This is a genomic window from Comamonas guangdongensis (genome assembly GCF_041079535.1).
Taxonomy (GTDB): Bacteria; Pseudomonadota; Gammaproteobacteria; order Burkholderiales; family Burkholderiaceae_C; genus Comamonas; species Comamonas guangdongensis.
In genome coordinates this window covers 23,519-50,518 of sequence record NZ_JBFYGN010000021.1, presented here as the reverse complement: position 1 = coordinate 50,518, position 27,000 = coordinate 23,519, and the positions used below count along the sequence as shown (strand labels likewise).

General features: G+C 63.3%; 25 protein-coding genes and 1 riboswitch. Of the genes, 19 read left to right on the top strand and 6 right to left on the bottom strand.

Annotated elements, in window-relative coordinates; translation table 11 throughout:
• Nucleotides 1–2 precede the first annotated feature (2 nt).
• From AB6724_RS16610 to AB6724_RS16590, 5 genes are all read left to right on the top strand, one after another.
• Nucleotides 3–1,034, top strand: coding sequence for a Bug family tripartite tricarboxylate transporter substrate binding protein (locus AB6724_RS16610; protein WP_369339634.1), 1,032 nt, complete (start codon nucleotides 3–5; stop codon nucleotides 1,032–1,034).
• A gap of 163 nt (nucleotides 1,035–1,197) precedes the next feature.
• Complete coding sequence (gene lgt, locus AB6724_RS16605; RefSeq protein ID WP_369339633.1) at nucleotides 1,198–2,040, top strand: prolipoprotein diacylglyceryl transferase; 843 nt, start codon at nucleotides 1,198–1,200, stop codon at nucleotides 2,038–2,040.
• Nucleotides 2,041–2,204: 164 nt separating this feature from the next.
• Entirely contained in the window at nucleotides 2,205–3,620 is a 1,416-nt protein-coding gene (locus AB6724_RS16600) for a malonyl-CoA decarboxylase (RefSeq protein WP_369339632.1), read from the top strand.
• Nucleotides 3,621–3,716: 96 nt separating this feature from the next.
• Nucleotides 3,717–4,748, top strand: coding sequence for a Bug family tripartite tricarboxylate transporter substrate binding protein (locus tag AB6724_RS16595; RefSeq protein WP_369339631.1), 1,032 nt, complete (start codon nucleotides 3,717–3,719; stop codon nucleotides 4,746–4,748).
• Nucleotides 4,749–4,959: 211 nt separating this feature from the next.
• Entirely contained in the window at nucleotides 4,960–6,513 is a 1,554-nt protein-coding gene (locus AB6724_RS16590) for a malonate--CoA ligase (protein WP_369339670.1), read from the top strand.
• A 174-nt stretch (nucleotides 6,514–6,687) separates the two neighbouring features.
• On the opposite strand, the gene AB6724_RS16585 is transcribed toward AB6724_RS16590, so the two are convergent.
• Nucleotides 6,688–7,131, bottom strand: coding sequence for a universal stress protein (locus tag AB6724_RS16585; protein WP_369339630.1), 444 nt, complete (start codon nucleotides 7,129–7,131; stop codon nucleotides 6,688–6,690).
• Between the two features lie 194 nt (nucleotides 7,132–7,325).
• On the opposite strand from AB6724_RS16585, the gene AB6724_RS16580 reads away from it, so the two are divergent.
• From AB6724_RS16580 to AB6724_RS16540, 9 genes are all read left to right on the top strand, one after another.
• Nucleotides 7,326–9,701 (top strand): heavy metal translocating P-type ATPase, encoded by a 2,376-nt coding sequence (locus tag AB6724_RS16580; RefSeq protein WP_369339669.1) that lies wholly within the window; start codon nucleotides 7,326–7,328, stop codon nucleotides 9,699–9,701.
• Nucleotides 9,701–9,838, top strand: a complete 138-nt coding sequence (ccoS, locus tag AB6724_RS16575) for a cbb3-type cytochrome oxidase assembly protein CcoS (protein WP_369339629.1) — start codon at nucleotides 9,701–9,703, stop codon at nucleotides 9,836–9,838. Before AB6724_RS16580 ends, ccoS begins: the two co-directional genes overlap by 1 nt.
• A 63-nt stretch (nucleotides 9,839–9,901) precedes the next feature.
• On the top strand, nucleotides 9,902–11,338 hold the full coding sequence (gene ccoN / locus AB6724_RS16570; protein WP_369339628.1) for a cytochrome-c oxidase, cbb3-type subunit I: 1,437 nt from the start codon (nucleotides 9,902–9,904) through the stop codon (nucleotides 11,336–11,338).
• Between the two features lie 19 nt (nucleotides 11,339–11,357).
• Nucleotides 11,358–11,990: a cytochrome-c oxidase, cbb3-type subunit II gene (gene ccoO / locus AB6724_RS16565; RefSeq protein ID WP_369339627.1), complete on the top strand. Its 633-nt coding sequence runs from the start codon at nucleotides 11,358–11,360 to the stop codon at nucleotides 11,988–11,990.
• 17 nt (nucleotides 11,991–12,007) lie between these two features.
• A complete protein-coding gene (locus tag AB6724_RS16560; protein ID WP_369339626.1) occupies nucleotides 12,008–12,145 on the top strand; it encodes a cbb3-type cytochrome oxidase subunit 3 in 138 nt (45 codons plus the stop codon).
• 27 nt (nucleotides 12,146–12,172) lie between these two features.
• Nucleotides 12,173–13,084 (top strand): cytochrome-c oxidase, cbb3-type subunit III, encoded by a 912-nt coding sequence (ccoP, locus tag AB6724_RS16555; protein ID WP_369339625.1) that lies wholly within the window; start codon nucleotides 12,173–12,175, stop codon nucleotides 13,082–13,084.
• An 81-nt stretch (nucleotides 13,085–13,165) separates the two neighbouring features.
• Nucleotides 13,166–14,608: a cytochrome c oxidase accessory protein CcoG gene (gene ccoG / locus AB6724_RS16550; RefSeq protein ID WP_369339624.1), complete on the top strand. Its 1,443-nt coding sequence runs from the start codon at nucleotides 13,166–13,168 to the stop codon at nucleotides 14,606–14,608.
• 80 nt (nucleotides 14,609–14,688) lie between these two features.
• Nucleotides 14,689–14,994, top strand: coding sequence for a FixH family protein (locus tag AB6724_RS16545; RefSeq protein ID WP_369339623.1), 306 nt, complete (start codon nucleotides 14,689–14,691; stop codon nucleotides 14,992–14,994).
• A 250-nt stretch (nucleotides 14,995–15,244) separates the two neighbouring features.
• Nucleotides 15,245–15,508, top strand: coding sequence for a hypothetical protein (locus AB6724_RS16540; protein ID WP_369339622.1), 264 nt, complete (start codon nucleotides 15,245–15,247; stop codon nucleotides 15,506–15,508).
• A 64-nt stretch (nucleotides 15,509–15,572) separates the two neighbouring features.
• Here the strand turns inward: AB6724_RS16540 and fnr are convergent, their stop codons facing one another.
• A complete protein-coding gene (fnr, locus tag AB6724_RS16535; RefSeq protein ID WP_369339621.1) occupies nucleotides 15,573–16,295 on the bottom strand; it encodes a fumarate/nitrate reduction transcriptional regulator Fnr in 723 nt (240 codons plus the stop codon).
• A 271-nt stretch (nucleotides 16,296–16,566) separates the two neighbouring features.
• Between fnr and hemN the strand changes: the two genes are divergently transcribed.
• From hemN to AB6724_RS16510, 5 genes are all read left to right on the top strand, one after another.
• The gene (gene hemN / locus AB6724_RS16530; protein ID WP_369339620.1) at nucleotides 16,567–17,949 is read left to right on the top strand and encodes an oxygen-independent coproporphyrinogen III oxidase; all 1,383 of its coding nucleotides are present in this window, start codon (nucleotides 16,567–16,569) and stop codon (nucleotides 17,947–17,949) included.
• 3 nt (nucleotides 17,950–17,952) lie between these two features.
• A complete protein-coding gene (locus AB6724_RS16525; protein WP_369339619.1) occupies nucleotides 17,953–18,663 on the top strand; it encodes a sulfite exporter TauE/SafE family protein in 711 nt (236 codons plus the stop codon).
• 111 nt (nucleotides 18,664–18,774) lie between these two features.
• Nucleotides 18,775–20,019, top strand: coding sequence for a cyclic di-GMP phosphodiesterase (locus AB6724_RS16520; protein WP_369339618.1), 1,245 nt, complete (start codon nucleotides 18,775–18,777; stop codon nucleotides 20,017–20,019).
• Nucleotides 20,020–20,042: 23 nt separating this feature from the next.
• Entirely contained in the window at nucleotides 20,043–22,499 is a 2,457-nt protein-coding gene (locus AB6724_RS16515; protein ID WP_369339617.1) for a sensor domain-containing protein, read from the top strand.
• 368 nt (nucleotides 22,500–22,867) lie between these two features.
• Nucleotides 22,868–24,118: a helix-turn-helix transcriptional regulator gene (locus AB6724_RS16510; protein ID WP_369339616.1), complete on the top strand. Its 1,251-nt coding sequence runs from the start codon at nucleotides 22,868–22,870 to the stop codon at nucleotides 24,116–24,118.
• 60 nt (nucleotides 24,119–24,178) lie between these two features.
• Here AB6724_RS16510 and AB6724_RS16505 read toward each other — a convergent pair whose 3' ends face one another.
• The 4 genes from AB6724_RS16505 to AB6724_RS16490 all read right to left on the bottom strand — a co-directional run bounded on the left by AB6724_RS16505 (nucleotide 24,179) and on the right by AB6724_RS16490 (nucleotide 26,495).
• Nucleotides 24,179–24,634, bottom strand: a complete 456-nt coding sequence (locus AB6724_RS16505; RefSeq protein ID WP_369339615.1) for a universal stress protein — start codon at nucleotides 24,632–24,634, stop codon at nucleotides 24,179–24,181.
• A 243-nt stretch (nucleotides 24,635–24,877) separates the two neighbouring features.
• On the bottom strand, nucleotides 24,878–25,186 hold the full coding sequence (locus tag AB6724_RS16500) for a hypothetical protein (protein ID WP_369339614.1): 309 nt from the start codon (nucleotides 25,184–25,186) through the stop codon (nucleotides 24,878–24,880).
• A 665-nt stretch (nucleotides 25,187–25,851) separates the two neighbouring features.
• Nucleotides 25,852–26,244, bottom strand: a complete 393-nt coding sequence (locus tag AB6724_RS16495) for a cell division protein ZapA (protein ID WP_369339613.1) — start codon at nucleotides 26,242–26,244, stop codon at nucleotides 25,852–25,854.
• Nucleotides 26,245–26,285: 41 nt separating this feature from the next.
• Nucleotides 26,286–26,495 carry a DUF904 domain-containing protein gene (locus AB6724_RS16490; RefSeq protein WP_369339612.1) on the bottom strand — a complete coding sequence of 70 codons (210 nt, stop codon included), beginning with the start codon at nucleotides 26,493–26,495 and terminating at the stop codon, nucleotides 26,286–26,288.
• Between the two features lie 231 nt (nucleotides 26,496–26,726).
• Nucleotides 26,727–26,967: riboswitch (cobalamin riboswitch) on the top strand.
• The last annotated feature ends 33 nt before the right edge of the window (nucleotides 26,968–27,000 follow it).

The window sequence follows — 27,000 nt, the reverse complement described above, 5'->3', positions numbered from 1 at the left end:
CCATGCCTGCCCATACCCGCCGTTCTTTTTCCTCAAAGACCGCAGGCCTGGCGCTCAGCGCCTGGTGCACAGGCCTGCTTGCCATGCTGGGCGCGGCGGCGGTGCAGGCCGCCGAACCCAGGTATCCGCAGCGCCCCGTGCGGCTGGTGGTGCCGTTCGCACCGGGCGGCTCGACCGACATCGTGGCGCGACTGATCGCCGAGGCCATGCACACCGGCCTGGGCCAGCCCGTGGTGGTGGACAACCGTGCCGGTGCCAGCGGCCTGATAGGCTCCGAGTTCGTGGCCCATGCGAGCCCCGATGGCTATACCCTGGGTCTGGGGACCATCAGCACGCTGGTGGTCAATCCGATCATGCTGCCCCAGGCTTCGCGCATCGACCCCGCCAAGGCCTTTGTGCCCGTGGTGGCGCTGGCCTCCATCCCCTCCATGTTTTCCGTGAATCCGGGCCTGGGCGTGCACAACTATGCACAGCTGCTGGCGCTGGCGCGAAGCCGGCCCGACCAGCTCAATATAGGCTCGGCCGGTGTGGGCTCCATAGGCCATCTGATTGCCGAGCGCATGAATGCCGATCTCAGGATCAGGCTGCACCACATTCCCTACAAGGGCCAGGGTCCCGTGGTCAGCAGCGCACTTTCGGGCGAGACCCAGGTGCTCAGCGATCAATACCCGTCTTCGGCCCCGCATGTGGCAGCGGCGCGCCTGATCCCGTTTGCCGTGGGCGCGCAGGAGCGGCTGCCGGCCTTTCCCCAGGTGCCGACCTTCAAGGAGCTGGGCCACCCGGGCCTCAACAGCCTGTCCATCACCTGGTTCGGCATCGTGGCCCCGGCGGGCACGCCGGCTGCCGTGGTGCAGACGCTCAACGCGGCGGCCAATGCCGCGCTGCGCGAGCCCGCGCTGCAGGAGAGGCTGCAGAGCCTGGGGGGGCAGTCCCTGGGCGGCACGCCCCAGCGCCTGCGCGAGCTGATGGACGAGACCGCGCAGGTCGTGCGCGAAACCGTGAACGAGCACGGCCTGCAGCCCGCAACGCGCTGATGGCCGGTGCCTTGACGGTGCTGTGGGGCAGCAGGCAGGACCTCTGCAGGTCCGGAAGGACGGTGTTGCGGCTCTAGCCGCGTGCGGTGAAGCCTGCGTGACGCCGTAATAAGCTGTCGGGCGAGGCCGCGATTTGCCGCAGCCGCCTGCGCGCTGCGGCACAATGCCAGCCATGCTGATGTATCCGCACATTGATCCTGTAGCCGTGCAGATTGGCCCGCTGGCCGTGCACTGGTATGGCATTACCTATCTGGTGGCGTTTGGCCTGTTCCTGTTCCTGGGCACGCGCCGTCTGCACCACCCGCCGTTCAAGTCCATGACGGGCGAGTGCGCCTGGTCGCGCAAGGACGTGGAGGACATTCTCTTCCTCGGCGTGCTGGGTGTGGTCGTGGGCGGGCGGATCGGCTACTGCCTGTTCTACAAGCCCGGCTACTATCTCACGCATCCGCTGGAGATCTTCGCGGTCTGGCAGGGTGGCATGAGCTTTCACGGCGGCCTGCTGGGCGTGATCGGCTCCATGCTCTGGTTCGCCCATTCGCGCCGGCGCAGCTGGCTCGAAGTCGCCGACTTCGTCGCGCCCTGTGTGCCCACAGGACTGGCGGCGGGCCGCGTCGGCAACTTCATCAATGGCGAGCTCTGGGGCCGCTTTGCGAGCCCCGATCTGCCCTGGGCCATGGTGTTTCCGCAAAGCGGCTCCATGGCGCCGCGTCACCCTTCGCAGATCTACCAGTTCCTGATGGAAGGCCTGCTGCTGTTCATCATTCTGTGGCTGTATGCGCGCAAGGAGCGCAAGCCCGGCCAGGTGGCGGCGGTGTTCCTGCTCGGCTACGGCGTGTTCCGCTTCACGGCCGAATACTTCCGCGAGCCCGACGACTTCCTGGGTATTCTGTCGCTGGGCATGAGCATGGGCCAGTGGCTGTGCATTCCCATGATTGTGGCCGGCATCGTCATGTGGTGGTGGTGCGGCAAGCGGGCACCGTATGCGCTCAGCCACTCGCCGGACTGAGGGGCGAGCCCCGGAGAGGAAGACGCAGGCCATGGCCTGCGTTTTTTATGCCCGCCTCTTGCAGCCGCGCGATTTGCCACAAACTCTGAACATAATGAGGCAAAGCGTTGCTGAGCATGCGGCAAATGCTTCGCGATTGAGAGCGGACAAACAAGGAGGCGTAGATGGGATGGGCAGCAGACTGGATTGAACAGACCAAGCTCTGGGTGCGCGGCGCGGAGGGCGGCAAGGCCGATGGCCAGCAGCGCCCTCTGCTCCAGAGGCTGGAGGCCACGCTCAGGCGCGGCCAGGAAGCGCTGTCGCCGCGCGATCTGCGCCGTCTGCTGCAGGACATGCAGCAGGTGGCCGACGCCGCGCTCAGCGACGTGGAGGGCGGCCGCCATGCGCTGGTGCTGATGGATTGGTATGCCAGGGCCGATGCGGCCGCGCGCAAGGACTTCTGGCTGCTGGCCATAGAGCAGTTCGGGCCCGACGCCAAGGCCTTGCAGGCCGCGCGCGACCGCTATGACCGGGCCGGCAGCGATGTCGAGCGCAGCGAGGCCGAGATGGCTTTGCGCCGTGCGCTGATTTCCTCGCGCACGCGGCTGCTGCAGCGCTTCGCCCAGCCCCAGGGTGGCATGGAGTTTCTCGTCAATATGCGGGCCGAGCTGCTGGCCTTGCCCAAGGCCGAGCAGCGCTATGTGGCGCTGGATGCCGAGCTCGAGCATCTGTTCTCCAGCTGGTTCGACGTGGCGCTACTGGAGCTCAGAAGCCTGAACTGGGACTCGCCGGCCTCGCTGCTGGAAAAACTCATCCAGTACGAGGCCGTGCACGATATCCGCAGCTGGGCCGATCTCAAGAACCGGCTGGACAGCGACCGCCGCTGCTACGGCTTCTTCCATCCGCGCATGCCCAATGTGCCGCTGATCTTTGTGGAGGTGGCGCTGCTCGACAAGCTGGCGGGCAGCATGGAGCCGCTGCTCGACGAATCCGCGGCCGCGGCCAATCTTGCCAAGGCCAATACGGCCATCTTCTATTCGATCAGCAACACCCAGACCGGCCTCAAGGGCGTGAGCTTCGGCGACTCCCTGATCAAGCATGTGGTGGAAACGCTCACGCAGGAGTTTCCCAAGCTCAAACAGTTTGCCACGCTGTCGCCGATCCCGGGCCTGCGCAGCTGGCTGGGCAAGCACGGCGATGCGGCGCTGGCCGAGCTGGACGAAAAGCAGAAAGCTGCGCTGAAGCAGGCCGCCGGCGGTAGTGATGCCGCACATCTGCTGGCCGCGCTCGACGATCCGGCCGCGCTCAAGGACCGTTCGCCCGTGCGCGCCGCGGCCATGTTCTGCGCCGCGCGCTATCTGGGGCGGGAAACTGCCAAGGGGCGTCCGCTCGATGCCGTGGCACGCTTTCACCTCGGCAACGGTGCGCGCGTGGAGCGCCTGAACTGGGCGGCGGATCTGTCGTCCAAGGGGCTCAAGCAGTCCATGGGCTTGATGGTCAACTATCTGTACGACCTCAAGCGCCTGGACAAGCACCGCAGCCTGCTGGCGCAGGGCAAGATTCCGGTGTCTTCGGAGATCGAGTCCCTGTGCAAAGCGTGATGCGTTCCTGAACCGCCTCTGTCTTTGCCCTGCGCCGTCCAATCACAAGCCCGGCAGCAGCTTTGCTGCAGACCGGGCCAGCAGAGGAGGCAGAGCATGCAGGGCTTTTGGGTAGAGAGTGGGGGTGAGGGCGAACAGGCGGGGGTGAAGCGGCGCGCGCTGCTCAAATCCGCGAGCGCGCTGGCGGCGCTTGGCGGCTGGTCAGGCCTGGTCCGGGCCGCCGGCGACTGGCCGGCACGGCCCGTAAACCTGATCGTGCCGTTTCCCGCGGGCGGCGGCACCGATGCGTTTGCGCGGCCGTTCTCGGCCCAGTTCGCCAAGACGGCCGGCAAGACCCTGGTGATAGACAACCGCGGCGGTGCCGGCGGCACCCTGGGTGCGAGCATCGCCGCCAAGGCCGCGCCCGACGGCTATAACTTCTTCATGGGCGGTACCCACCATGTGATTGCGCCCTCGGTCTACCCGAGGCTGGAATACGATCTCGAGCGTGACTTCGTGCCCCTGGCCCTGCTGGCCAGCGTGCCCCAGGTGGTGGTGGTCAACCCCAAGAAGGTGCAACCCGGCACCGTTCAGGAGCTGCTCACGGATCTGCGCGCCCATCCCGGCAAATACAACTACGCATCGGCCGGACCCGGCTCCTCCCACCATCTGGCCGGTGAGCTGTTCAAGCTGCAGACCAAGACCGAAATCACCCATATCCCATACAAGGGAGCGGGACCGGCGCTACAGGATTTGATAGCCGGCAATGTGGACATGCTGTTTGACGGCCTGGGCTCGTCGGCCCAGCACATCAAGAGCGGCCGCATCAAGGCGCTGATGGTGGCCGGCGCCCAGCGCAACCCGGCGTTTCCGGATGTGCCCTGCGCGGCCGAGTGCGGACTGCCCGATTTCACCGTCACCACCTGGTATGGGCTCTGGGCGCCCAAGGGTACGCCCGTGGCCGCGCAGCAGCAGATGCTGGAGGAGGTGCGCAAGATAGGCGCGGCGGACGAAATCAAGTCCGCCTGGGCCAAGAACGGCGCGGACTACGGCAAGCTCAGCCAGCAGCAGTTTGCGGCCATGATCCACGGCGAGATCCAGCGCTGGGCGCAGGTGGTCAAGGCCTCGGGTGTGAAGATTGATTCGTGAGCCCCTGAGCCGCTGCGCGGCTTCCCCTGCTGCACGTCGCTTTCTCTGGCTTTGCGGGAGTGGTGGCGCGGCCGGCATGGGCTCTTGCTCGGTGCCCATGGTCCGGACCGTGCTTGGGCGCGCGACCGGAGAGGTCCCAATCAGGCCCTATGATGGGCCTGCATTTTTTGCCATTACCGTTATTGAGTTCGACAGCATCACGATGACCGATATGCCTCAAGCCAATCTTTTCAGCGCGCTGCGCGCTGCGTTTCCAGCGGATCTGACAAAAACTGCCGTCGAGGCCATAGAGCCCGATGGCCAGAGCCTGTACTACAGCTGGGCCGATCTCGAGCATGGCAGCGCGCGCATGGCCAATCTGCTGGCTTCGCTGGATCTGCCCGAGGGCAGCCGCATTGCGGTGCAGGTCGAAAAGTCGGTGGAAGCCATGATGCTCTATCTGGCCACGCTGCGCTCGGGCCATGTGTTCCTGCCGCTGAACACGGCCTACCAGAGTGCCGAGATGGAGTACTTCATCACCAATGCCGAGCCGGCCGTGGTGGTGTGCGCGCCCGGTTGCTTTGGCTGGGTGTCCAAGATTGCGTTCAACCACGGCGTGGGCCACGTCTATACCCTGGGCACGGACCGCACGGGCACGCTGCTGGAGCGCGCTGCGCATCATGGCGATGAGCACCAGGTCGTGCCGCGACGCGCCGATGATCTGGCCGCGATTCTCTACACCAGCGGCACCACGGGGCGTAGCAAGGGTGCCATGCTGACCCACGGCAATCTGCTGAGCAATGCCGCCATGCTCAAGGTCTACTGGGGCTGGCAGGAAGGCGATGTGCTGATCCATGCGCTGCCCATCTTCCATGTGCACGGCCTGTTTGTCGCGATCCATGGCGCGCTGCTCAATGGCAGCCCCATGATCTGGTTCGCCAAGTTCGAGCCCGGGGCCGTGATGGCCCGCTTCAAGGATGCGACCGTGTTCATGGGCGTGCCCACGCTGTATGTGCGCATGCTGGCCGATGCGCGGCTGGACCGCGACACGGCCGCGCATATGCGGCTGTTCATTTCGGGCTCGGCGCCCATGTTGATCGAGACCTTCCGCGCCTGGAAGACGCGCACCGGCCACACGATTCTGGAGCGTTACGGCATGAGCGAGACCATCATGCTGACCTCTAACCCTTATCAGGCCGATCAACGTTATGGCGGCGAGGCCGAACGCCGGGGCGGTACCGTGGGTTTCCCGCTGCCCGGCGTGGGCGTGCGCATTCATGCAGATGACGGCCAGGCCTTGCCCGCCGGCGAGATCGGCAATATCGAGGTGCAGGGTCCCAATGTCTTCAAGGGCTATTGGCGCATGCCCGAAAAGACGGCCGAAGAGTTCACGGCCGACGGCTGGTTCAAGACCGGCGATGTGGGCATGCAGGATGCGCGCGGCTATTTCACCATCGTCGGGCGCAGCAAGGACCTGATCATCTCGGGCGGCTACAACGTCTATCCGGCCGAGGTCGAGGGCTTTATCAACGAACTGCCAGGTGTCGACGAGAGTGCCGTGGTCGGCGTGCCCCATCCCGATTTCGGCGAGGTCGGCGTGGCCGTGCTGGTGCCGCGCAAGGGCGCGCAGCTGGACGCGCAGCAGATCATCGAAGCGCTCAAGGCCAGGCTTGCCAATTTCAAGGTGCCCAAGCGCTGCTATGTGGTGGACAGCCTGCCGCGCAACACCATGGGCAAGGTGCAGAAAAAGCTGCTGCGCGACCGCTACCAGCAGGAGTTTGTCTGAGCTTGGGGCGCGCGGTGCCGAGTGCTGGCCCGGCCGCACGCTTCCGATACTTCCGATAGATGAGCGGCTAGCGCCGGTCCTTCAAGGGGTGCAGATAGGAAACCGCCAAAAACAAAAGCAGCTGCTGCGCAAGCTGCTTTTGTTTTATGAGCACGCCTTGGCGCGTGCGGCCACTTAGCGCAGCACCAGCACCGGCAGGTGGGAGTGGGTCAGCACATGCTGGGTTTCGCTGCCCAGCAGCAGGCGCTGCAGGCCCTTGCGGCCGTGCGATGCCATGACGATCAGATCGCATTCGCGCTTCTTGGCCGTGTCCACGATGGACTCGGCGACCAGATCGGAGTGCACGACCTCGGTGGTGACGTTGACCTTGCGCTCATGGCCAAAGGCCTTGATGCCGTTGAGCAGTCCCTCGGCCTGGGCCGTCCACTGTTCCTCGATGCGCTTGGCCTCCTTGAGGTCCAGCAGGTCGCTGCCCTCCAGATAGCTGCGCGGGTAGTGGGACACCACCTTGAGCGCGATCACGCTGGCGCCGCAGAGGGCGGCCAGATCCAGGCCCGCATGCACGGCTTTATCCGAGAGTTCCGTGCCGTCGGTCGCGATCAGGATGCGGTTATACATAGGGTGCTCCTTTCTGGTCTTGTCCTATGAATTCAAGCATAGAACGTTCCGGCTGTTAACGGTTGATTAATGTCAAGGTCGTTATGATGGCGGCCCGTTACGCTTGAAACATGTCTCAGAACCATCCTGTCCAGCCCGCCCAGGCCGAGCAGGCTGTTGTTGACCCCGGTTTCCCCGTCCAGCCCCAGGCATCGATGCATTTGCTGGACGATCCGCAAGAGTGGAGTTCCTTTGGCCGACCCGCGGCCCGGAACTCCCAGGCTCCCATTCCTGAAGACCCGACCGAAGCCCCGGTGTGGGATTCCTTTGTGGTTCTGGAGGGCATGCACTGTGCTGCGTGCGCGCTGACGATTGAGGAAGCGCTGCGAGCCGTGCCCGGTGTGGAGGGGGCCGAAGTCAGCGCAGCCACGCGCCGTGCCCGTGTCGTGTGGCGCCACGCCCAAGTGCTTCCGTCCCAGTGGATGGAGGCCGTGGCGCGCGCCGGCTATCGTGCCCTGCCGGCACGCGACGCTTTCGCGCGCGAGCTGCGCCAAGCCGAAACGCGGCGCGCGCTGTGGCGCTGGCTGGTCGCGGGGTTCTGCATGATGCAGGTCATGATGTATGCATGGCCGGCCTACACGGCCAAGCCCGGCGATCTGGACCTGGAGTTCGAGACGCTGATGCGCTGGGCCTCCTGGGTGATCTCCCTGCCCGTGGTCCTGTTCTGCTGCGGGCCTTTCTTCAAGAGCGCGCTCAAGGACATAGCCCAGCGCCGCGTGAGCATGGACCTGCCCGTGGCCATAGGCATGCTGATCACCTTCGTCATCAGCACCCTGGGCACCTTCGATCCGGCCGGCCCCTTCGGTCATGAAGTCTTTTTCGACTCGCTGACCATGTTTGTCTTCTTCCTGCTCACCGGCCGCTGGCTGGAGCTGCGCCTGCGCGACCGCACGGCGGGGGCGCTGGAGGCCGTGATGAACCGGCTGCCGGATTCGGTGCTGAGGCTCAAGCCCGGCGGCGACGAATTCGAGCGCGTGGCCACGCGCCGCCTGCGCACCGGCGATGTGGTGCGCGTGCTCACCGGCGAGGCCTTTCCCGCCGATGGAACCATTCTGCGCGGCAGCACCCATGCCGACGAGGCCTTGTTGACCGGTGAATCCACGCCCGTATTGCGCGCAGAAGGTGATGCAGTCACCGCTGGAAGCTACAACCTTGATAGCGTTGTCGAGCTGCGCGTGGACAGCGTGGGCGAGAGCACGCGCTTCGCGCAGATCGTAGGCCTGATGGAAAGCGCCTCGCTGCAAAAGCCGCGCCTGGCCCAGCTGGCCGACAAGGTGGCGCGGCCCTTCCTGGTCGTGGTGCTGCTGGCCGCCCTGGGCGCGGCCGTCTGGTGGTGGCCCACGGACCCGGGCCAGGCCATGATGGTGGCCGTGGCCGTGCTCATCGTCACCTGCCCCTGTGCGTTGTCGCTGGCCACGCCCGTGGCCATGCTGACGGCGGCCGGCACGCTGGCGCGCAGCGGCGTGCTGGTGCGCAATCTCCAGGGGTTGGAGGCGCTGGCCAGCGTGGACACGCTGGTGTTCGACAAGACGGGCACGCTGACCCGCGACGGTCTGGTGCTGCGCGCCCTGACCCCGGCCGCAGACCAGAGCGCCGACGCGGTGCTGGCCCTGGCGGCCTTGCTCGCGCGGCAGTCCATGCATCCGGCCTCGAGGGCGCTGGCCCGGGCCGCCGAGGTGGCGGAGCTTGCGGCCGGTGCCTGGCAGCTGGATTCGGTGCAGGAGCTGGCCGGCAGCGGCCTGGATGTCTGGGTACAGGGCAGGGCGGATGCCGGCCTGCGTCGCCATTTGCGCCTGGGCTCGGCCCGGCATTGCGGGGTGGCGGAGCTGGCGCCGCAAGAGCCCGGCCAGAGCGTGCTGCTGGCCGAGGAGGTCGATGGCGGATGGCGGGCTCTGGCCCAGTTTCATCTCAGCGAGGATCTGCGCGCCGAAGCGGCCTGGGTGATTGCCGAACTTGGGCGCCAGGGCGTGAGCGTGCAGCTGCTTTCGGGCGATCGCCCGGCGGCCGTGCAGGCCGTGGCCGCCCAGCTGGGCATAGAGCAGGCGCAGGGCGATTGCCGACCCGAGGACAAGCTGGCCCGGATGCAGGCCGCCCAGGCCGCCGGCCACCGCGTGGCCATGGTCGGCGACGGTCTGAACGACGGCCCAGTTTTAGCCGGAGCGCATGTCTCTTTTGCGTTTGGTAGAGCAGTGCCGCTGGCACAATCGCGAGCAGACTTCGTGGTACTGGGAGACAGCCTGGAGTTAGTGCTGCAAAGCCTGTTGCTGGCCCGACGGACCTTGTCCGTGGTGCGCCAGAACCTGGGCTGGGCAGCAGCCTATAACGCGATCTCTATTCCTCTGGCCCTGATGGGCTGGATGCCTGCCTGGCTGGCAGGGCTCGGCATGGCGCTGAGCTCCTTGCTGGTCGTCGCCAACGCAGCCCGTCTTGCACGTGCGTTGCCGCAGCAGGCGGCTGATAGCAACGCGTCAGGCCCTGCGCATCTTGCGCCGCGGGGCACCGTCATGCCACTGACTCAAGGAGGCCATTGATGGACGTTTTGTATGTATTGATACCGCTTTCGGTGGTGCTTGTTCTGGCCATTGTGGCCGCCCTGTGGTGGGCGGTTTACCGGGGTCAGTTCGAGAGCGTGGAACAAGAAGCTGAACGCATTCTTCGAGACGATTGATATGGCTCAACGAGCCCAATGAGAAACCAATGAACACTTTGCAAGCAATCTAAGAGGTGCCCGATGGAAGCAACAAATAACAATGCTGTCTATTACGACGACACCGTCGTAAGACAGTTCTCTATCATGGCCGTGGTATGGGGGGTGGTAGGTATGGCTGTGGGCGTGTTCATCGCGTCCCAGCTGGCTTGGCCGGAACTCAACTTCGGCATCCCATGGCTGAGCTACGGACGTCTGCGTCCGCTGCACACCAACGCCGTGATCTTCGCCTTTGGCGGCTCGGCTCTGTTCGCCACCAGCTACTACGTGGTGCAGCGCACCTGCCAGACCAAGCTGTTCATGCCCAAGCTGGCCAGCCTGACGTTCTGGGCCTGGCAGCTGGTCATCGTCGGCGCCGCCATCAGCCTGCCGCTGGGCTATACCCAGGGCAAGGAATACGCCGAACTCGAATGGCCCCTGGACCTGCTGATCGCCGTGACCTGGGTGTCCTATGCGATCGTGTTCTTCGGCACCATCGGCATCCGCAAGGTCAAGCACATCTACGTGGCCAACTGGTTCTTCGGCGCCTTCATTCTGGCCGTGGCCCTGCTGCACATCGTCAACAACGTCTCCATCCCCGCCGGCTGGATGAAGAGCTACTCGGCCTATGCCGGCGTGCAGGACGCCATGGTGCAGTGGTGGTACGGTCACAACGCCGTGGGCTTCTTCCTGACCGCAGGCTTCCTGGGCATGATGTATTACTTCATCCCCAAGCAGGCCGGTCGTCCCGTGTACTCGTATCGCCTGTCGATCGTGCACTTCTGGGCGCTGATCTTCACCTATATGTGGGCCGGTCCTCACCACCTGCACTACACCGCGCTGCCCGACTGGGCACAGTCGCTGGGCATGGTGTTCTCGCTGATTCTGCTGGCTCCCAGCTGGGGCGGCATGATCAACGGCATCATGACGCTGTCGGGTGCCTGGCACAAGCTGCGTGACGACCCCATCCTGCGTTTCCTGATCGTGTCCCTGTCGTTCTACGGCATGTCCACCTTCGAAGGCCCGATGATGGCCATCAAGACCGTGAACGCGCTGTCCCACTACACCGACTGGACCGTGGGCCACGTGCACTCGGGCGCCCTGGGCTGGGTGGGCCTGATCACCATGGGTTCGCTCTACTACCTGATCCCGCGCCTGTTCGGCAAGACCAAGATGCACTCCGTGCCCGCCATCGAGCTGCACTTCTGGATGGCCACCATCGGCATCGTGCTGTACATCGCCGCAATGTGGATTGCCGGTGTGATGCAGGGCCTGATGTGGCGCGCCGTGAACCCCGATGGCACGCTGACCTACACCTTTGTGGAAAGCGTGAAGGCGACCTATCCCTTCTATGTGATCCGTGTGACCGGTGGCCTGCTGTATCTGGGCGGCATGCTGGTGATGGCCTGGAACACCTGGAAGACCGCAATGTCCGGCCGTTCCGTGAAGGTGGCAGTGCCTGCCGCCCTGGCCCACGCCTGAGCATTGAGGAGCACAAGCAATGTCTGAACAAAATACCGCAGCTCCCAAGAGCTTTTCCCACGAGAAGATCGAGACCAACAACTTTCTGCTGATCGCACTGACACTGTTCGTGCTGGCCATCGGCGGTCTGGTGGAAATCGTGCCGCTGTTCTTCCAGAAGTCAACCACGGAAGCCGTGGCAGGCCTCAAGCCCTATACGCCGCTGCAGCTCATGGGCCGCGACATCTATCTGCGCGAAGGCTGCTACAACTGCCACTCGCAGATGATCCGCCCCTTCCGCGCCGAGACCATGCGCTACGGCCACTACTCGGTGGCCGGCGAGTTCGTCTACGACCACCCGTTCCAGTGGGGCTCCAAGCGTACCGGTCCCGACCTGCACCGCGTGGGCGGCAAGTACAGCGACGAATGGCATCGCATCCACCTGAACAATCCGCGCGACGTGGTGCCCGAGTCCAATATGCCTGCCTACTCCTGGCTGGAAACCAGCAAGGTGGATGACACCGTGGTGGCCCAGCGCATGAGCGCGCTGCGCAAGGTGGGCGTGCCCTACACCGACGAGGAAATCGCGGGTGCACAGGCCCAAGTCAAGGACAAGACCGAGATGGAGGCCGTGATCTCCTATCTGCAGGTCCTGGGCCGAGCCGTCAAGTAAGAGAGGAGGGGCTGGAAATGGATATCACCACCATGCGCATCGTGGCCACGCTGGCATCGCTGGCGTGTTTCGTGGGTATCTGGTGGTGGGCGTATGCCCGCCGCAACCAGGCCCGTTTTGACGAGGCAGCTCAGCTCCCATTCCTGGAAGACTGAGTCTGATCACCACAACGAGAACATCCCATGAGCGATTTCTTTAACAATTTCTGGTCCGTGTACATCGCGGCCGTCTCGCTGATCGGCATTCTTGGCTGCTTTATGCTGCTGGTGCTGGTGGCGCGCAAAAAAGTTGTCTCCTCGGGCGACAACACCACGGGCCATGTCTGGGACGAAGACCTGCGCGAACTCAACAACCCCATGCCCAAATGGTGGATGGGTCTGTTCGTGATCACCGTGATCTTCGGCCTTGCCTATCTGGCCGCCTACCCCGGCCTGGGTGCTTTCGAAGGCAAGCTGGGCTGGAGCCAGACCGGCGCCTACGACAAGGAAATGGCCAAGGCCAAGGCGGACCTGGAGCCCATGTACGCCAAGTTCGTCAGCATGCCCACCGAGGAAATGGCCAAGGATCCCAAGGCCATGGCCATCGGCGAGCGCCTGTTCATGAACAACTGCGCGCAGTGCCACGGCTCCGACGCACGCGGCGGCAAGGGCTTCCCCAATCTGGCCGACGGCGACTGGCTGCATGGCGGCACGCCCGACAAGATCAAGGAAACCATCACCAACGGCCGCATCGGCGTGATGCCTCCCATGGCGGCTGCCGTGGGTACTGCAGAAGACGTGCGCAACGTGGCCAACTATGTGCTGAGCCTGTCGGGCAGCCCGCACGATGCCGTCAAGGCGTCTCTGGGCAAGTCCAAGTTCGTGGCCTGCGCCGCCTGCCACGGCATGGACGGCAAGGGCAACCAGGCCCTGGGCGCGCCCAACCTGACCGACGACATCTGGCTGCATGGCTGGGGTGAGGCGGCCATCGTGAACATGGTCAATAATGGCAAGCACAACGAAATGCCTGCCCAGAAGGAAAAGCTGACCGAGGCACAGATTGCCGTGCTGGCATCCTATGTCTGGAGTCTTTCGCACACAGAAGCTCAGAAGTAGTCTGGCTTAAAAGGCGGTGCCTAGGCACCGCCTTTTTCTTGTTTGTGATTTCAGAAATTACAAAAACATTAAGGAACTGCGATGTCATGCGATAACGGGAAACCCCGCAAGGTCATCCCGATCACTCCCGAGCCTCAGGAAGGCGGGCCCGAATATGTGCCCATGTTCGCGTCCGAGAAAAAAGTCTATTCCCGCTCCATCAGCGGGCTGTTCTCGCGCTGGCGCTGGATCATGGTGTTTCTCACCCAGATCGTCTTCTACGGTCTGCCGTGGCTGCAGTGGGGCGAGCGCCAGATGGTGCTGTTCGATCTGGGCGCGCGGCGCTTTTACCTGTTCGGGCTGGTGCTCTACCCACAGGACTTCATCTATCTGACGGGCCTGCTGATCATCTCGGCACTGGCCCTGTTTTTGTTTACGGCCGTGGCCGGCCGCCTGTGGTGCGGCTTCTCCTGCCCGCAGACGGTCTATACCGAGATCTTCATGTGGATCGAGGGCAAGGTCGAAGGCGACCGCAGTGCCCGCATGCGCATCGACAAGGGCGGCTGGACCTTCGAGAAGCTCTGGAAGAAGTCGCTCAAGCAGTTCCTCTGGATTGCGCTGTCCCTGTGGACCGGCTTCACCTTCGTCGGCTACTTCGTGCCGATTCGCGAGCTGGGCGTGGAGCTGATGGCGCTGCAGGGCGGCTGGCAGATTTTCTGGGTGCTGTTCTACGGCTTCGCCACCTACGGCAATGCCGGCTATATGCGCGAGCAGGTCTGCAAATACATGTGCCCTTACGCGCGCTTCCAGAGCGCCATGTTCGACAAGGACACCATGATCGTCAGCTACGACGCGGCGCGCGGCGAAGGCCGCGGCCCGCGCAAGAAAGACGCGGACTACAAGGCTCAGGGCCTGGGCGACTGCATAGACTGCAAGCTCTGCGTGCAGGTCTGCCCCGTGGGCATCGACATCCGCAACGGCCTGCAGTACGAGTGCATAGGCTGCGGCCTGTGCATAGACGCCTGCAACTCGGTGATGGACAAGATGGAGTATCCGCGCGGCCTGATCCGCCTGACCACGCAGAATGCCGTGGCCAAGGCCTGGAAGCAGGTGCAGGTGATGCGGCGCATCTTCCGCCCGCGCGTGCTGATCTACTCCAGCGTGCTGCTGGCGCTGAGCGCCGCCATGATTGCCAGCCTGGTGCTGCGTCAGCCGCTCAAGGCCGATGTGATCCGCGACCGTGCATCGCTGTCGCGCATCGTGGCCGGCGGCAAGCTCGAAAACGTCTACCGTCTGCAGATCATGAATGCCACCGAATCCGAGCAGCGCTACCGCATCAGCGCCGTGGGCCTCGAGCATCTGGAAGTGGCTTCCGAGCAGGAGGTCGTCGTCGGCCCGGCCGAGACCCGCGGCATTGCCGTGCGCCTGCAGATTCCCTATGGCTCGGCGGAGCCGGGCTCGCATGCCGTGCACTTCAATGTGGATGCCGTGAATCCCGAGGCGGGGCGGACGTCCGAAAAAGCCGTGTTCCTGGTGCCGCGCTGAGCGGCGGACTATCATCTGTCCGGCCCGAGTCGACCCTGTGCGACACCGGCCGGGCGATAGCAATTTGAAAGAGGTTTCTCATGTCGGCAACACAAGCAAGAGCCGCCCAGGCGCAAAAAGCTCCCCATCCCGAGGACGGCAAGCCCTGGTGGAAGTTCGCCCATGTCTGGCTCATCATCTCCGGACCGCTGGTCGTGGTGATTGCGGGCTTGGTGACCGCCTATATCGCCATGAGCAAGCCCGATCCCGTGGTCGATCCCGATTACTACCGCCATGGCCTGGAAATCAACCAGCGCCTGACCGAAGCGCAAAAAAGCCTGGCTCCGGCCGTGACCGGCCGCAACCATGCGGCGACCCCGGCCCACGACCATCCTCTGGATCGCTGAGCGTCCGGCGCCACTCCATCAAAGGCCGCTTTGCGGCCTTTGTCATGGCAGGACTCTCAAAACATGAGCGCTCTGCGCTGGTTCTTCATGATTTTCAGGTGATTTGAGGTGGAAAATCAATGAGAGGCAGGCGCTGTAAGCTCTCTAAAACATAGCGGTTCAGGGTTTCCCGCCTTGGTGCATGCCCCCGGTCTGCGATCTCCATCCTTGTGCAAAATGGCATTGCCCCCACAGCCCAAGGAGATTCGTGATGGACGCTCGCAGCTGGATGTGGATTGCCTGGCCTGCCTTTCTGGCCGCGGCGATCATGGAAATGGTGGTTTTTGCGTTTGTGGACCCGCTGGATGCGCACTGGATGGGCGCCCCCCTCGAGTGGTCGCGCAGCGCCATCTATACGGTGGGCTTCTTCGTCTTCTGGCTGGTCACCATGGTGGGCAGCCTGATGACCAGGATGCTGGCGCGCTCGGCGCATGAGCTCAACGGCGGCATAGTCTCCGAGCCCTGGGTGGAGTAGGGCGCCGAGGCCGCAAAAACAAAGCCCGCTGCGTGCGGGCTTTGTGCTTGTGGGAGGGAAGGGCTCAGCTCTGGCACTGCTGGCTGTTGACGATACGCTTGAGCGCGTCGGTGTCGAGAATCCGCAGGTGGCGCTGCTTGACCTCGAGGATGCCGTCCTCGGCAAACTTGGAGAAGGTGCGGCTCACGGTCTCCAGTTTCAGACCCAGATAGCTGCCGATCTCCTCGCGCGTCATGCGCAGCACTAGCTCGGACTTGGAAAAGCCGCGCGCCGACAGGCGCTGCACGAGATTGAGCACAAAGGCCGCGAGGCGCTCTTCGGCGCGCATGCTGCCCAGCAGCAGCATCACGCCGTGCTCGCGCACGATTTCGCGGCTCATGACCTTGTGCACATGGTTTTGCAGCGCCGTGACCTCGCGCGAGAGCTGCTCGAGCTTGTCGAAGGGCATCACGCAGACTTCGGCGTCTTCCAGCGCCACGGCGTCGCAGGTGTGGTGATCGTTGACGATGCCGTCCAGGCCTATGATTTCGCCCGCCATCTGAAAGCCGGTTACTTGGTCGCGCCCATCTTCGGTGGCCACGCAGGTCTTGAAGAAACCGGTGCGGATCGCATACAGCGAGGTGAATTCTTCGCCATTGCGAAACAGCAGCCCCCCGCGCTTGACCTTGCGGCGCGTGGCCACGATTTCGTCAATGCGCTCTATCTGTTCATCGTCCAAGCCCATGGGCATGCACAGTTCACGCAGATTGCAGTTGGAGCAGGATGCTTTGATGGTTTGAAGATTCATGGGGTTTGCAGCAACGGCACACACAGGCTTGGCTTTAGCCGTCGTGCCAGTCATTGACCTCGTAGTTTGAGATGAGATGGATCAAATTGTCGCAGCCCTTGCCTTGGAGTCCCTTGATTTTCGTCAAGGACAGGGGGTTTGCCTTGGGGCACAGTGCAGGCATTCATTCAAAAAACCGCGTTTGCTGCACCTGCCTTCAGACTTGTTGCCTATCCCAGGTCATGAGAGCTCTTTGTTGCAGGCAATGTGAGCGCACCCTGACGCCAGAGTTATGACCGCAGTCACGCCCGAGTTGCTAAGCCGTTTTGATATACCGGGGCCACGCTACACGTCGTTTCCAACAGCCGACCGTTTTGTTGAGGCTTTCGGCCCCGACGACTATATATTGGCGCTGCAGCAACGCAAAGCCCATTCCGGCAGCCGCGCCCTGCCTTTGTCGCTTTATGTGCATGTGCCGTTTTGCGAGTCGCTGTGTTACTACTGCGCCTGCAACAAGATCGTCACCAGGCATCATGACAAGGCCGCAGAGTACCTGGACTATCTGGCGCGTGAAGTTGCCATGCATACCCAGCATTGCGGCAGAGGGCAGATGGTGAGCCAGCTGCATCTGGGGGGCGGCACGCCGACCTTCTTCAGCGACGACGAGCTGCGTCGGCTGATGGCCTTGATGCGCGAGCATTTCAAGCTGGACCCCGCAGGCGAGTACTCGATCGAAGTCGATCCGCGCACCGTGAGCAATGAGCGCCTGGCCGTGCTCAAGGACATGGGCTTCAATCGCCTGAGCTTTGGCGTGCAGGATTTCGACCCCGAGGTGCAGAAAGCCGTGCACCGCGTGCAGCCCGCCGAGCAGGTCTTCGCGCTGGTGGGAAAAGCGCGCGAGCTGGGCTTCGTCTCCATCAATGTGGACCTGATCTACGGCCTGCCCAAGCAGACACCGAAGTCCTTTGCGCGCACGCTGGAGCAGGTCAACGCGCTGCGTCCCGATCGCATCGCGCTATATGCCTATGCGCATCTGCCCGAGCGCTTCAAGCCGCAGCGGCGCATCGAATCCGCCGATCTGCCCATGGGCCAGGACAAGCTCAACATGCTCTCGGGGGCCATCGACGCCTTCATGGACGCCGGCTATGTCTATGTGGGCATGGACCACTTCGCCCTGCCCGATGACTCCCTGGCGATCGCCAAGCGCCAGGGCCGGCTGCACCGCAATTTCCAGGGTTACAGCACCCAGCCCGACTGCGATCTGATTGCGCTGGGCGTCTCGGCCATCGGCAAGGTGGGCGCGACCTACAGCCAGAACGTCAAGACGCTGGAGGAGTACTACGACGCGATCGACGGCGGTCTGCTTCCCGTGCAGCGCGGTCTGGCGCTGTCGCGCGACGATCTGCTGCGCCGCGCCGTGATCATGGCCGTCATGTGCCAGGGTGTGGTGTTGTACGAGCCCATGGAGCAGGCCTGGCTGATCAACTTCCGCGAATACTTTGCGCCCGAGATGGCGGCGCTTGAGGAAATGCAGAAGAACGGGCTGCTGACCTTGAGCGATGAAGGTTTTCAGGTCACTGCGCTGGGCTGGTTTTTTGTGCGCGGAGTAGCCATGCTGTTTGACCGCTATTTGCAGGCCGACAAGAACCGGACGCGGTTTTCACGCATCATCTAGCGCATGTTGTTGACGCTGGTCTGGACCGCTTTGATCATGGGGCTCGTGGGTGGGCCCCATTGTCTTGTTATGTGCGCTGCTCCCTGCAGCGCGGTGAGCGGCGTGCGCCCGCGGGGCGAGCAGCCCGTGGTCGTGCACGGGCTGCAAAAGCGGCAGTGGCTGCGGGCCGGCTGCTTCCACCTGGGGCGTATCGCCGGCTATGCGCTGCTGGGCGGCGTGGCGGCCGTGGCCATGGAAAGCCTTTCCTGGCTGACCAGCCAGACCACGGCGCTGCAGCAGCTGTGGACCTTGATGCATGTGGCGGTCATGGCCTGGGGGCTGGCCATGGTGGTGCAGGCGCGCCAGCCCGTGTGGCTGGAGCGCGCGGGCCGCGCCGCCTGGGCCAAGGTGCAGCCCTGGGTGACTGCGCCGGGAGGCAGCCTGGCAGCGGGCTTTGCCTGGGCGCTGATGCCTTGCGGCCTGCTGTATTCCGCGGTGCTGGTTGCGGCTCTCAGTGGCGGGGCCTGGCAGGGGGCGCTGTCCATGGTGGCTTTTGCGCTGGGCGGCGCTCTGTGGCTGGTGGCTGGGCCCTGGCTGTGGCATCTGGGGCATTCGCGGCTCAACGGCTTGCGTGCTCAATGGGGCACGAGAATTGCAGGTCTGATGCTGATCGGCGTGGCCGCCTGGGCTTTGTGGATGGATTTGGTCTACAAACCCAGTCTTTGGTGCCGATAAGCTAGGAGTGTGGTGCTTGGGCAGGTTTGCCCGCATCCCTATTGACCCTAGTTCCGCTCTAGCAGCCACAGAACTGCGGAATAATGCAACATCTTGTGTGTTTAGTCCAAAGTGAATCGTTTCGTCTCTATTGATATCGGACAGTTGCGTCTCGGCATGTATGTCTACCTGGACACAGGCTGGCTGCGTCACCCGTTTCCGGTCAATAGTTTCAAGATCACCACGGCCGAGCAGTTGCAGACGCTTCAGTCGCTGAGCCTGAAGAGCGTTCAGTACGATCCCTCGCGCAGCGACCCCGAGCCCGGCTCGGGCGCCGGCATTGAGGCTCCGGCAGACGGCGGCCAGGAACCGGTGGCGCAGGCCCGCGACGACGTCGAGGCTTGGCGCGCCTGCATGCAGGTCCTGCAATCCCAGTTTCAGAGCGCGGTATCGGATTTCGACGCCGTGCAGGGGCTGGTTCCTACCGATCTTCCGGCCGCGCGTGAGCGCAGCGATGCCCTGGTCGCCGAGTATGTGGTGCAGCTCGCTCAGGAGCGCGACGTGATCTTGCATCTGCTGGCCGATGAGGGCGGTGGCGCGGCCTGCGTGCATGGCGTCAACACCGCCGTGCTCGGCATGCTGGTGGGCAAGACCATGGGCTTGCAGGGACAGGCTTTGCACGATCTGGGCGTGGCCGCCTTGCTGCACGACCTGGGCAAACAGGCGCTGAATATCCCGGTCCATGCGTTTGCGCTGAACCAGGGGCAGGTCGGCAGTTCTCTCTATATGCGGCATGTGGGCGAGTCTGTAGCCCTGGCCCAGGCCATGGGCTATGGGCCGGCCGTGACCACGGCGATCGCCCAGCATCACGAGTGGGCCGATGGCAGCGGCTTCCCATTGGGCTTGCTGGCCAGCGATATGGAGCTGGCCGGGCAGATTCTGGCGCTGGCCAACAGCTATGAGCGTTTGTGCAATCCACCCCATGCCGCCGCGGGCCAGACACCGCATGAGGTCCTGGGGGCGCTCTACGGGCAGTACCGCCAGCGCTACGCTTTCGACGTGCTTCAGGCCTTTGTGCAGACGCTGGGTGTGTATCCTCCTGGCTCGCTGGTAGAGCTCAGCGACGGCCGTCAGGGGCAGGTGATATCGGTCAATACCCGCCAGACGCTCAAGCCCAGTGTTCTGGTCTACAGCCCGGATCTGGAAACCAGGCTGCAGCTGGTGGATCTGGCTCAACAGGACCTGCTCGGCATACGGCGCGGCCTGCACCGGGACCAGGTCAAGCAGGATGCCATCAAGTCCTTGCAGCCCCACAGGCGCACATGTTACTTTTTTGACAGTTCCGCGGCCATCGCGGCAGAGAAAGGCTCGTTGTGACACCGCAGCCGTCGCAGGCAACCATGGGCAATTTTGCCGACAACCTGCTCGTATCCATGCTGGACGGCTTGCAAGAGGCCGTCTGGCTGCTGGATGCACAGAATCTGCAGGTACTGCATGTGAATGCCGCCAGCATAGCCTTGACCGGATATCAGTCCGAAGCTGCACATGGCCTGCATGTCGAGATGCTGTGCGCCACCCTGGTGCAAAAAGCTTTCTGGCAGGATGCCTCCAATTGGCGCAGCGGCGCGCAGTTCATTTCGCAGATCTGCCGTGCGGACGGCAGCCAGGTTTCGGTAGAGATGCGAGTCAAGCCACTGGCGCCGACCCCATGGTTGATGCTGACCATGGTGGATCGCAGCGCTCAGTTGCAGTACGAAACCGAGCTCGAGACCTTGCTTGCCGAAATGCGCGCCACGCTGGAGTCGGCCGCCGACGGCATTCTGGTCTGCGATCCCAAGGGCGGCATACGTGCCTTCAACCATAGGTTTGCCGAGCTGTGGGAGTTGCCCGCCGATCTGCTCACGCGTCACGACGACGCCGCCATTTTTGCGCATCTTGAGACCCAGATCGTCAGCAGCGGCAGCCAGTTCACCTTGCTGCAGGAGACGCCGGATCTGTCGGCGCCCGAGGCTTCCGAAGTCCTGCAACTGAGCAATGGCCGGGTGATCGAACGCCGTTCCGTGCCGCAGCTGAGCCGGGGCGTGGCCATAGGTCGCATCTACTCCTGCCGGGACATTACCGCCGAAACCCTGGCCGCCAACGAGCAAAGGCTGGCGGCCCGGGTGTTCGAGTCCAGTCTGGACGGCATTTTCATCGCCGACGAGCAGGGGCGAATTGCCCAGCTCAACCCCGCGGGCCGCCAGCTTCTGAATGGCGCCAATGTGCTGGGACAGGCAGCCTGGCAGCTGTTTGAATCCGGTGCCGGGCCCGTCACCGATCTGCCTCAGCAGGTGAAGGTGCGCTGGGAGCAGGGCAGCTTCTGGGAAGGCAATCTGTGGCTCAAGCGCGGCGGCGGCCAGCGCTGTGCGATCTGGCTGTCCTGGGTGGCTTTGCGCGATGGCTATGGTCGCGTGGTGCAGAGCATAGGCTTTATGCGCGACATGACCATGCAGCGCAGCGCGCAGTTGCAGATCGAACAACTGGCCTACACCGATGCCTTGACGGGCCTGCCCAACCGCCTGAGCCTGAGCCGCCATGTGCAGTCGGCGATTGCCACCGCGCATCTGACGCAGGAGCCGTTCAGCATCCTGTTCCTGGACCTGGACCGCTTCAAGATCATTAACGACTCCCTGGGTCACGATTTCGGGGACCGGGTGCTCAGGCTTGTGGCCCAGCGCCTCGGGGCTTTGCTGCGTCCCACCGACGTGCTGTGCCGTCTGGGCGGCGACGAGTTCGTGCTTTATCTGCAGGGCTGCAGCGGCGAGGGCGCGGCCAAGGTTGCCGAGCGCATACTCAACGAGATGCGTCAGCCCTTCATGCTCGACGGCCTGGGCTTTTCCGTGCAATGCAGCATCGGCGCGGCGCAGTTCCCCACGGACGGGCTGACGCTGGACGAGCTGATCCGCCAGGCCGATATCGCCATGTACCGTGTCAAGGAGCGCGGGCGCGGCAATTTCAGCTTCTACCAACCGCAGATGAGCGCAGGCCTGCTGTCGCGCATGAAGCTGGAGCACGCCATGCGCCAGGCCCTGGACAAGGGGCATATGGCCGTCTATTTCCAGCCCCAGGTGCATATCCAGTCGCAGCGCATCGTGGCGGCGGAGGCTTTGCTGCGCTGGACCGATCCGGAACTGGGCGTGATTTCGCCCGCCGTCTTCATTCCGCTGGCCGAGGAGTCGGGCTATGTGGTGGCGCTCGATGCCTGGGTGCTGGAGCAGTCCGTGCAGGAGGCCGTGCGCTGGCATGCCCGGGGCATGCCGATCAAGGTCTCGGTCAACGTTTCCGCACTGGAGTTCCGCCAGCCCGACTTTGTCGAGCGGCTGACCAGCGTGCTCAAGAACAGTGCGCTGCCCGCGCAGTGGCTGGAACTGGAGCTGACCGAGAGTATCTTGCTGCAGGACGCGCAGGAGATGGCCATGCGCGTGCACCAGATCGCGGAACTGGGCGTGGGTCTGGTGATCGACGACTTCGGCACCGGCTACTCCAATCTTGCCTATCTGAAAAAGCTGCCGATCTCCAAGATCAAGATCGACCAGAGCTTTGTGCGCGGTCTGCCCTATCAGGCCGAGGACAAGGCCATCGTAGCCGCCATCATCAGCATGGGCAAGGCGCTGGGAGTGGAGATCGTGGCCGAGGGCGTGGAAACGGAGCAGCAATGCGCGGCCATTGCGCAAATGCATGGCGACTATTTCCAAGGCTATCTATGCTCGCCGGCTCTGCCCGCCGAGCAGTTCAGGCAGCGCCTGCAGGCGCAGAACCATTTGCCGCCAGCGCATCTGGAGAGCGTCGACGGCCCAAGACGCCATGCCGACCTCTGAGCCCCGCCGGGCCTGAGTGCCTGGCGCGGCGGCTTGGGGTATCGGGATCAGGGAAAGGACTATCGTCTATCTTGACGATGTCGCGGCGCAGGCTCTCTGACATCATCGAGGCCTTCTCCTCGCACCCTGTTTCCGCAATCGCGCATGGCTGGGGTGGACTCGGCACAGCATGCAACAGAACCTCGCGCGTGCACCAGACGTTTCTCCCAAAAAGAGCAGCGTGCTCCGCAGTACGGGTAGGGGAATAACGCCGATTTAATCATCGATGGAAACAATGGGCGCGTCGCTGCGATGCGTTCGGCGTGTTCAACATTGGCCATGTTGTCAGTGCATGGGGCTCGGGCTGGTGATTGTTTGTTGAGGTTTGCATGCCCGAGAGTGCCTACGCCAATATGGATTTTTCAAATTACAAGCCATCTTCTCAGGATTTTGTCTTGAAAGACCTGCCGGTGCGCGTCAATCCTGCGCCGGGGCCGCTCGGAGCCGATGATGAGGCCGCGGTCACGGCCGAACATCTGAGCCAGCTGATCAGCGCACTTTATGTGGCGGCCATGGAGCCGGATGCCTGGCAGGTATTCCTGGAAATCCTGCGTCAGCGGATCGGCGGCAACTATGCCTCATTCATCGTGCGCGATACGCATGGCGAGAATATAGGCTGGGTGATCTCCGCCGCAGACTCGCGCCGAGATCTGCTGCAGCATGACCCCTATGCTTTCTGCAGCCCTCTGCGCGGCATTCCCCGCGATACGGTGGTCGTGCTGGCCGAGTGGATGACCGAGCGAGAGTGGCGTGCGTGCCGCTACTACACCGACTGGTGCAAGGATGTCGACGTCTTCAATGTCATGGCCATAGACATTGTGACCGACGATGGTTGCTACTACGGTCTGCGCGTGACGCGTTCCGAGGCCATGGCGGGCTTCGGCCCTCGCGAGAAGGAGTTGATGGGCCTGCTGATTCCGCATTTCAAGCGGGCGCTGAACATGCATCTGGCACTGCACCGTGACAGGCAGGTCATCTCTCTCTATGGCCGGGCCACGGCCCAGCTGATGATGGGGGTGGTGATCCTGGATCAGAACGGCATGGTGATCGAGTCCAATCCCGCGGCCACCACCATCTTGAACAGCGGAGATGGCCTGAAGGTGAACAACGGCGCTCTGGAAGCGGCCTATGCCAATGACAATCGCAAGCTGCAGCGCCTGGTCCGCGATGCGCTGCTCCATGCCCAGACCTCGCAGCTGTCCATGACCGAAGGCATGTCCATCGGCCGCCAGTCGGGCCAGCTGAACTGGGGTGTGGTGGTGCAGAGCATTTCCTCCGATGAATGGAGCGAAGGCAAGCAGCGCCCCAGCGTGGCAGTCTTTGTGCGCGACACCACGGGCAGGGCCGATCCTCCACTGCAGCTCGCGCAGCAGCTGTTTCAGCTCACTCCGTCGGAGACTGCGGTCGCGATCCAGCTGGCCAACGGCCTTTCGCTGGATGAGGCTGCCGAGACGCTGAACATCCGCCTCAACACGGCGCGTGCGCATCTGCGCTCCATTTTCTCCAAGACCGGGGTGCGCCGACAGACCGAGCTGGTGCGGCTGTTTCTGAACAGCGTGGCCTGGCTTGGCAACAAATAGCGCCGGCATGGGTCGCCCAATTTGCGGCCTATAGCGGCAGCTTGCGCGGCCCGCGCCCGATCAATGGGTTTTCAATGCCGGGCGGTGCACCAGCACGGGGATGCTGCTATGGGTGAGCACCCTCTGGGTTTCGCTTCCCAGCAGAACTCCGCTGATGCCCTTGCGTCCATGGGAGGCCATGCAGATCAGGTCGCAATGGCATGTCTCGGCCTCCTTGATGATGGCGCGATAGACGGAAATGCTGGTCACTCTGACGGTTGCGCAGGGCACGTCCTGCTGCAAAGCCAGATGCTCGATGAACTGCAAGGCGCTATCGGCTTCCTGGTTGGCGCTGCGCTCGATCTCGGTGGTGTTGAACGTCACCATGCCTTCCGAGCCATAGATGGCGGCGTAATCGGGTATCACATACAGGCCCGTGACCCTGGCGCCCTGTTCGTGGGCCAGGCGTATGCCGGCGCGAACCGCTGCCTGCGAGAGTTCCGAGCCGTCCGTAGGAATAAGCAGATGTTTGAACATGTCCAGCTTTCTTGCGCATCAGTAAGCAGTGCGTCGCAGCCAATCTATTCCAAGGTCGACAGCCCGGCAATACATGGAGGGCAAACATGCTGCCGCTGGTCAATGGCTCAGGGGAGCTCCGTCGGCGCTTGTCTCTCAGGAGCCGGCAACTGGCCAAAGCAGATTGCATGGGTGTCGCGTGCCACATGACCGGCTTTGCGGTCCACCATGCGGAATCCGGCAGAGGCAGCGGCGCGCCGGGCTTCAGCGGCAGGAAACGCTGCGCCAGCTCGATTTACCGTCGTTAAAGCATTCGGTCCAAACCGTCATCGCGGGTACTTTGCGGCGCGACAACATGATCTGGTTGGGTATGCTGGGGCCCAGGCTGGCAAGCTTGCCCAGTTCGTCGAAGACCTGCACCACGCACAGGCTGACTTCCTCGCTGAAATCGGACTCAAGCACGACCCGGTAGGTCTTGGTGAAGACCTCCCAGTCCAGCTGCTTGGCGACATAGGTATGCAGGCGTACATAGGCTCGGTTTGCGCTTTTGGCCGTGGGGTTGATTTTCCTCATGATCCAGACTCCATAACGCTGACGTCGCTTGCCCAAGATTGACGAGTCACAATGCTTTGCAAGCAGTACTTCGTTGTATCAAGCGCTTACCTTGTCCGGTGTAGGCGCTTTTGCTGTCGCGGGATCAGTGGTTCAGACCAGGTCGCGCAAGCTGTCGTGCCTTGCCGCTGTAGCCGCCTATTGAGCAGGGCCAATCCGACACGGCGGTCAAGGGTGTTGCGGGGCCAGGGATGCCGTCGCCGGCGAGATGGAGAGAAGTCGCTGCGAGCCCGGGTGTCGCTGGCAAGCGCAAAAAAAAGCCCGCGCTGCGGGCTGATCTCGATAGGAAACCGAGGCCTGGGCTGTTGACTGGATTGGTATGGAGGCAGGCGCTATGCGAAGCCGCTCCGATGCAACAACCTGGTGATGTGCAAGGTGTCTGCAAACACCACCGGCTCGTCATCCTGAACCGGGGGTTCAGGTGGGCGAGGGCAACCTATCGTTGGGTTCATCTGACGCGAGACGATCACGCTCAATAGGTGATGTACCAAGCCCGTGCTCGTGGAGCATTGGTTCAAGGAAATATAAAAACCGGCAGATTTGCAGACGGTTTTATTCTACCGGTGATTGCCGAGGTCCAGACAGCAAAACCGCTTTGTTCCTATGTTTTCAGACTTTCACAATTCTCAGAGCAGCCGGGCATCGCTCTCCAGCGCCTGGTCCAGCCTGAGCACCAGCTGCTCGGCCAGCTCCTGCTGGCGCTGCTGCTCGGCCCTGACCGTTTCGCTGACTTCCTCGGCGGGCTGCTGCCGGGCCTGCTGCTCCTGCATCAGGGCCTGCATTTCGGCCTGGGCGCTGGCCATATGGGCTTGCTGGGCGTCGCGATCGAGTACGTCAAAAGCCATGTTGAGTGCCGCCAGCACCGCCACGCGCTCGCGCGATCGGACCTTGCCGCTGTCGCGAATGCGGGTCATGGCCTCGTCCACGCGGCGCACGGCTTCCTGCACGCGTTCTTCTTGACCATCGGGGCAGGTCAGCACATAGCTTTGCTGCATGATTTGCACATCGATCTGCTTCATGGGCGTCTGTGGCGGGGTCTGGTGATGGGAGGGGACGGAGGTCACTCTCCCTGGTTGGCGGGCAGGCGCTCGATCAGTGCATCCACGCGTGCGCGCGCAGCCTGAAGACGCAGGCGCAGCAGATCGCGCTCCTGGGTCAGGGCGGCGACCTGGTCGGAGAGCAAGGCATTGGTGCGCTGCAGTTCCTCGTGGCGAACCAGCAGACGCTCCACGCGCTCGGCAATGAGATCAAGAGAAGGCTGGGGGGTCATAGACTCTGCCATTGTAGGTCTTGCAGTCTGTGGATGGGCATTAATGTGCAGGCAAATCCGCAGTCTCGGTGCCGCCGGGTGGGCTGCCTGAGAACCTTAGTCGGAAAAGCGTCTGATTTCTCCCAAAATCGTAGCGCCCCGCGCATGTCGTATCTGCGCCAAGGACATTTTTAACGTAAGAAATCGTCACCCGATTCCTCCGAATGGAGGATGAAGCGCTGTATTAACTCATTACAATGCGCCGCTGTTGGTGCTCGGAGCCGCTTTTCTGCGGCCCCAGTTCAACGGGAAGCAGGGAGGTGTCCGCCGATTCACGGGCGCACCGAGCCTGCGCTGCCCCCGCAACGGTCGGCGAATGGAGTGCCTGCGCACCCGCCTCTTCCTTCCATAGCCACTGGCGTCTGCGCGCTGGGAAGGCTGGCAAGAGGACGATTCGCCTAGCCCGGATACCGGCCAACAGTGGTGTGCCAGCTTTTTTGCTCGCATGTGTTGCCCATCGTCGGCG

Excerpts from the sequence above, each read along its gene's own strand:
- AB6724_RS16540 (WP_369339622.1), top strand. The coding sequence starts at position 15,245 with ATGGACGCTCGCAGCTGGATGTGGATTGCCTGGCCTGCCTTTCTGGCC.
- AB6724_RS16500 (WP_369339614.1), bottom strand. The coding sequence starts at position 25,186 with ATGAGGAAAATCAACCCCACGGCCAAAAGCGCAAACCGAGCCTATGTA.
- AB6724_RS16600 (WP_369339632.1), top strand. The coding sequence starts at position 2,205 with ATGGGATGGGCAGCAGACTGGATTGAACAGACCAAGCTCTGGGTGCGC.
- AB6724_RS16525 (WP_369339619.1), top strand. The coding sequence starts at position 17,953 with ATGTTGTTGACGCTGGTCTGGACCGCTTTGATCATGGGGCTCGTGGGT.
- AB6724_RS16515 (WP_369339617.1), top strand. The coding sequence starts at position 20,043 with ATGGGCAATTTTGCCGACAACCTGCTCGTATCCATGCTGGACGGCTTG.
- AB6724_RS16490 (WP_369339612.1), bottom strand. The coding sequence starts at position 26,495 with ATGACCCCCCAGCCTTCTCTTGATCTCATTGCCGAGCGCGTGGAGCGT.
- ccoN (WP_369339628.1), top strand. The coding sequence starts at position 9,902 with ATGGAAGCAACAAATAACAATGCTGTCTATTACGACGACACCGTCGTA.
- AB6724_RS16510 (WP_369339616.1), top strand. The coding sequence starts at position 22,868 with ATGCCCGAGAGTGCCTACGCCAATATGGATTTTTCAAATTACAAGCCA.
- fnr (WP_369339621.1), bottom strand. The coding sequence starts at position 16,295 with ATGAATCTTCAAACCATCAAAGCATCCTGCTCCAACTGCAATCTGCGT.
- AB6724_RS16495 (WP_369339613.1), bottom strand. The coding sequence starts at position 26,244 with ATGAAGCAGATCGATGTGCAAATCATGCAGCAAAGCTATGTGCTGACC.
- AB6724_RS16610 (WP_369339634.1), top strand. The coding sequence starts at position 3 with ATGCCTGCCCATACCCGCCGTTCTTTTTCCTCAAAGACCGCAGGCCTG.
- AB6724_RS16585 (WP_369339630.1), bottom strand. The coding sequence starts at position 7,131 with ATGTATAACCGCATCCTGATCGCGACCGACGGCACGGAACTCTCGGAT.
- ccoP (WP_369339625.1), top strand. The coding sequence starts at position 12,173 with ATGAGCGATTTCTTTAACAATTTCTGGTCCGTGTACATCGCGGCCGTC.
- AB6724_RS16505 (WP_369339615.1), bottom strand. The coding sequence starts at position 24,634 with ATGTTCAAACATCTGCTTATTCCTACGGACGGCTCGGAACTCTCGCAG.
- hemN (WP_369339620.1), top strand. The coding sequence starts at position 16,567 with ATGACCGCAGTCACGCCCGAGTTGCTAAGCCGTTTTGATATACCGGGG.
- lgt (WP_369339633.1), top strand. The coding sequence starts at position 1,198 with ATGCCAGCCATGCTGATGTATCCGCACATTGATCCTGTAGCCGTGCAG.
- AB6724_RS16595 (WP_369339631.1), top strand. The coding sequence starts at position 3,717 with ATGCAGGGCTTTTGGGTAGAGAGTGGGGGTGAGGGCGAACAGGCGGGG.
- ccoS (WP_369339629.1), top strand. The coding sequence starts at position 9,701 with ATGGACGTTTTGTATGTATTGATACCGCTTTCGGTGGTGCTTGTTCTG.
- AB6724_RS16580 (WP_369339669.1), top strand. The coding sequence starts at position 7,326 with ATGCATTTGCTGGACGATCCGCAAGAGTGGAGTTCCTTTGGCCGACCC.
- ccoO (WP_369339627.1), top strand. The coding sequence starts at position 11,358 with ATGTCTGAACAAAATACCGCAGCTCCCAAGAGCTTTTCCCACGAGAAG.
- AB6724_RS16590 (WP_369339670.1), top strand. The coding sequence starts at position 4,960 with ATGCCTCAAGCCAATCTTTTCAGCGCGCTGCGCGCTGCGTTTCCAGCG.
- ccoG (WP_369339624.1), top strand. The coding sequence starts at position 13,166 with ATGTCATGCGATAACGGGAAACCCCGCAAGGTCATCCCGATCACTCCC.
- AB6724_RS16545 (WP_369339623.1), top strand. The coding sequence starts at position 14,689 with ATGTCGGCAACACAAGCAAGAGCCGCCCAGGCGCAAAAAGCTCCCCAT.
- AB6724_RS16560 (WP_369339626.1), top strand. The coding sequence starts at position 12,008 with ATGGATATCACCACCATGCGCATCGTGGCCACGCTGGCATCGCTGGCG.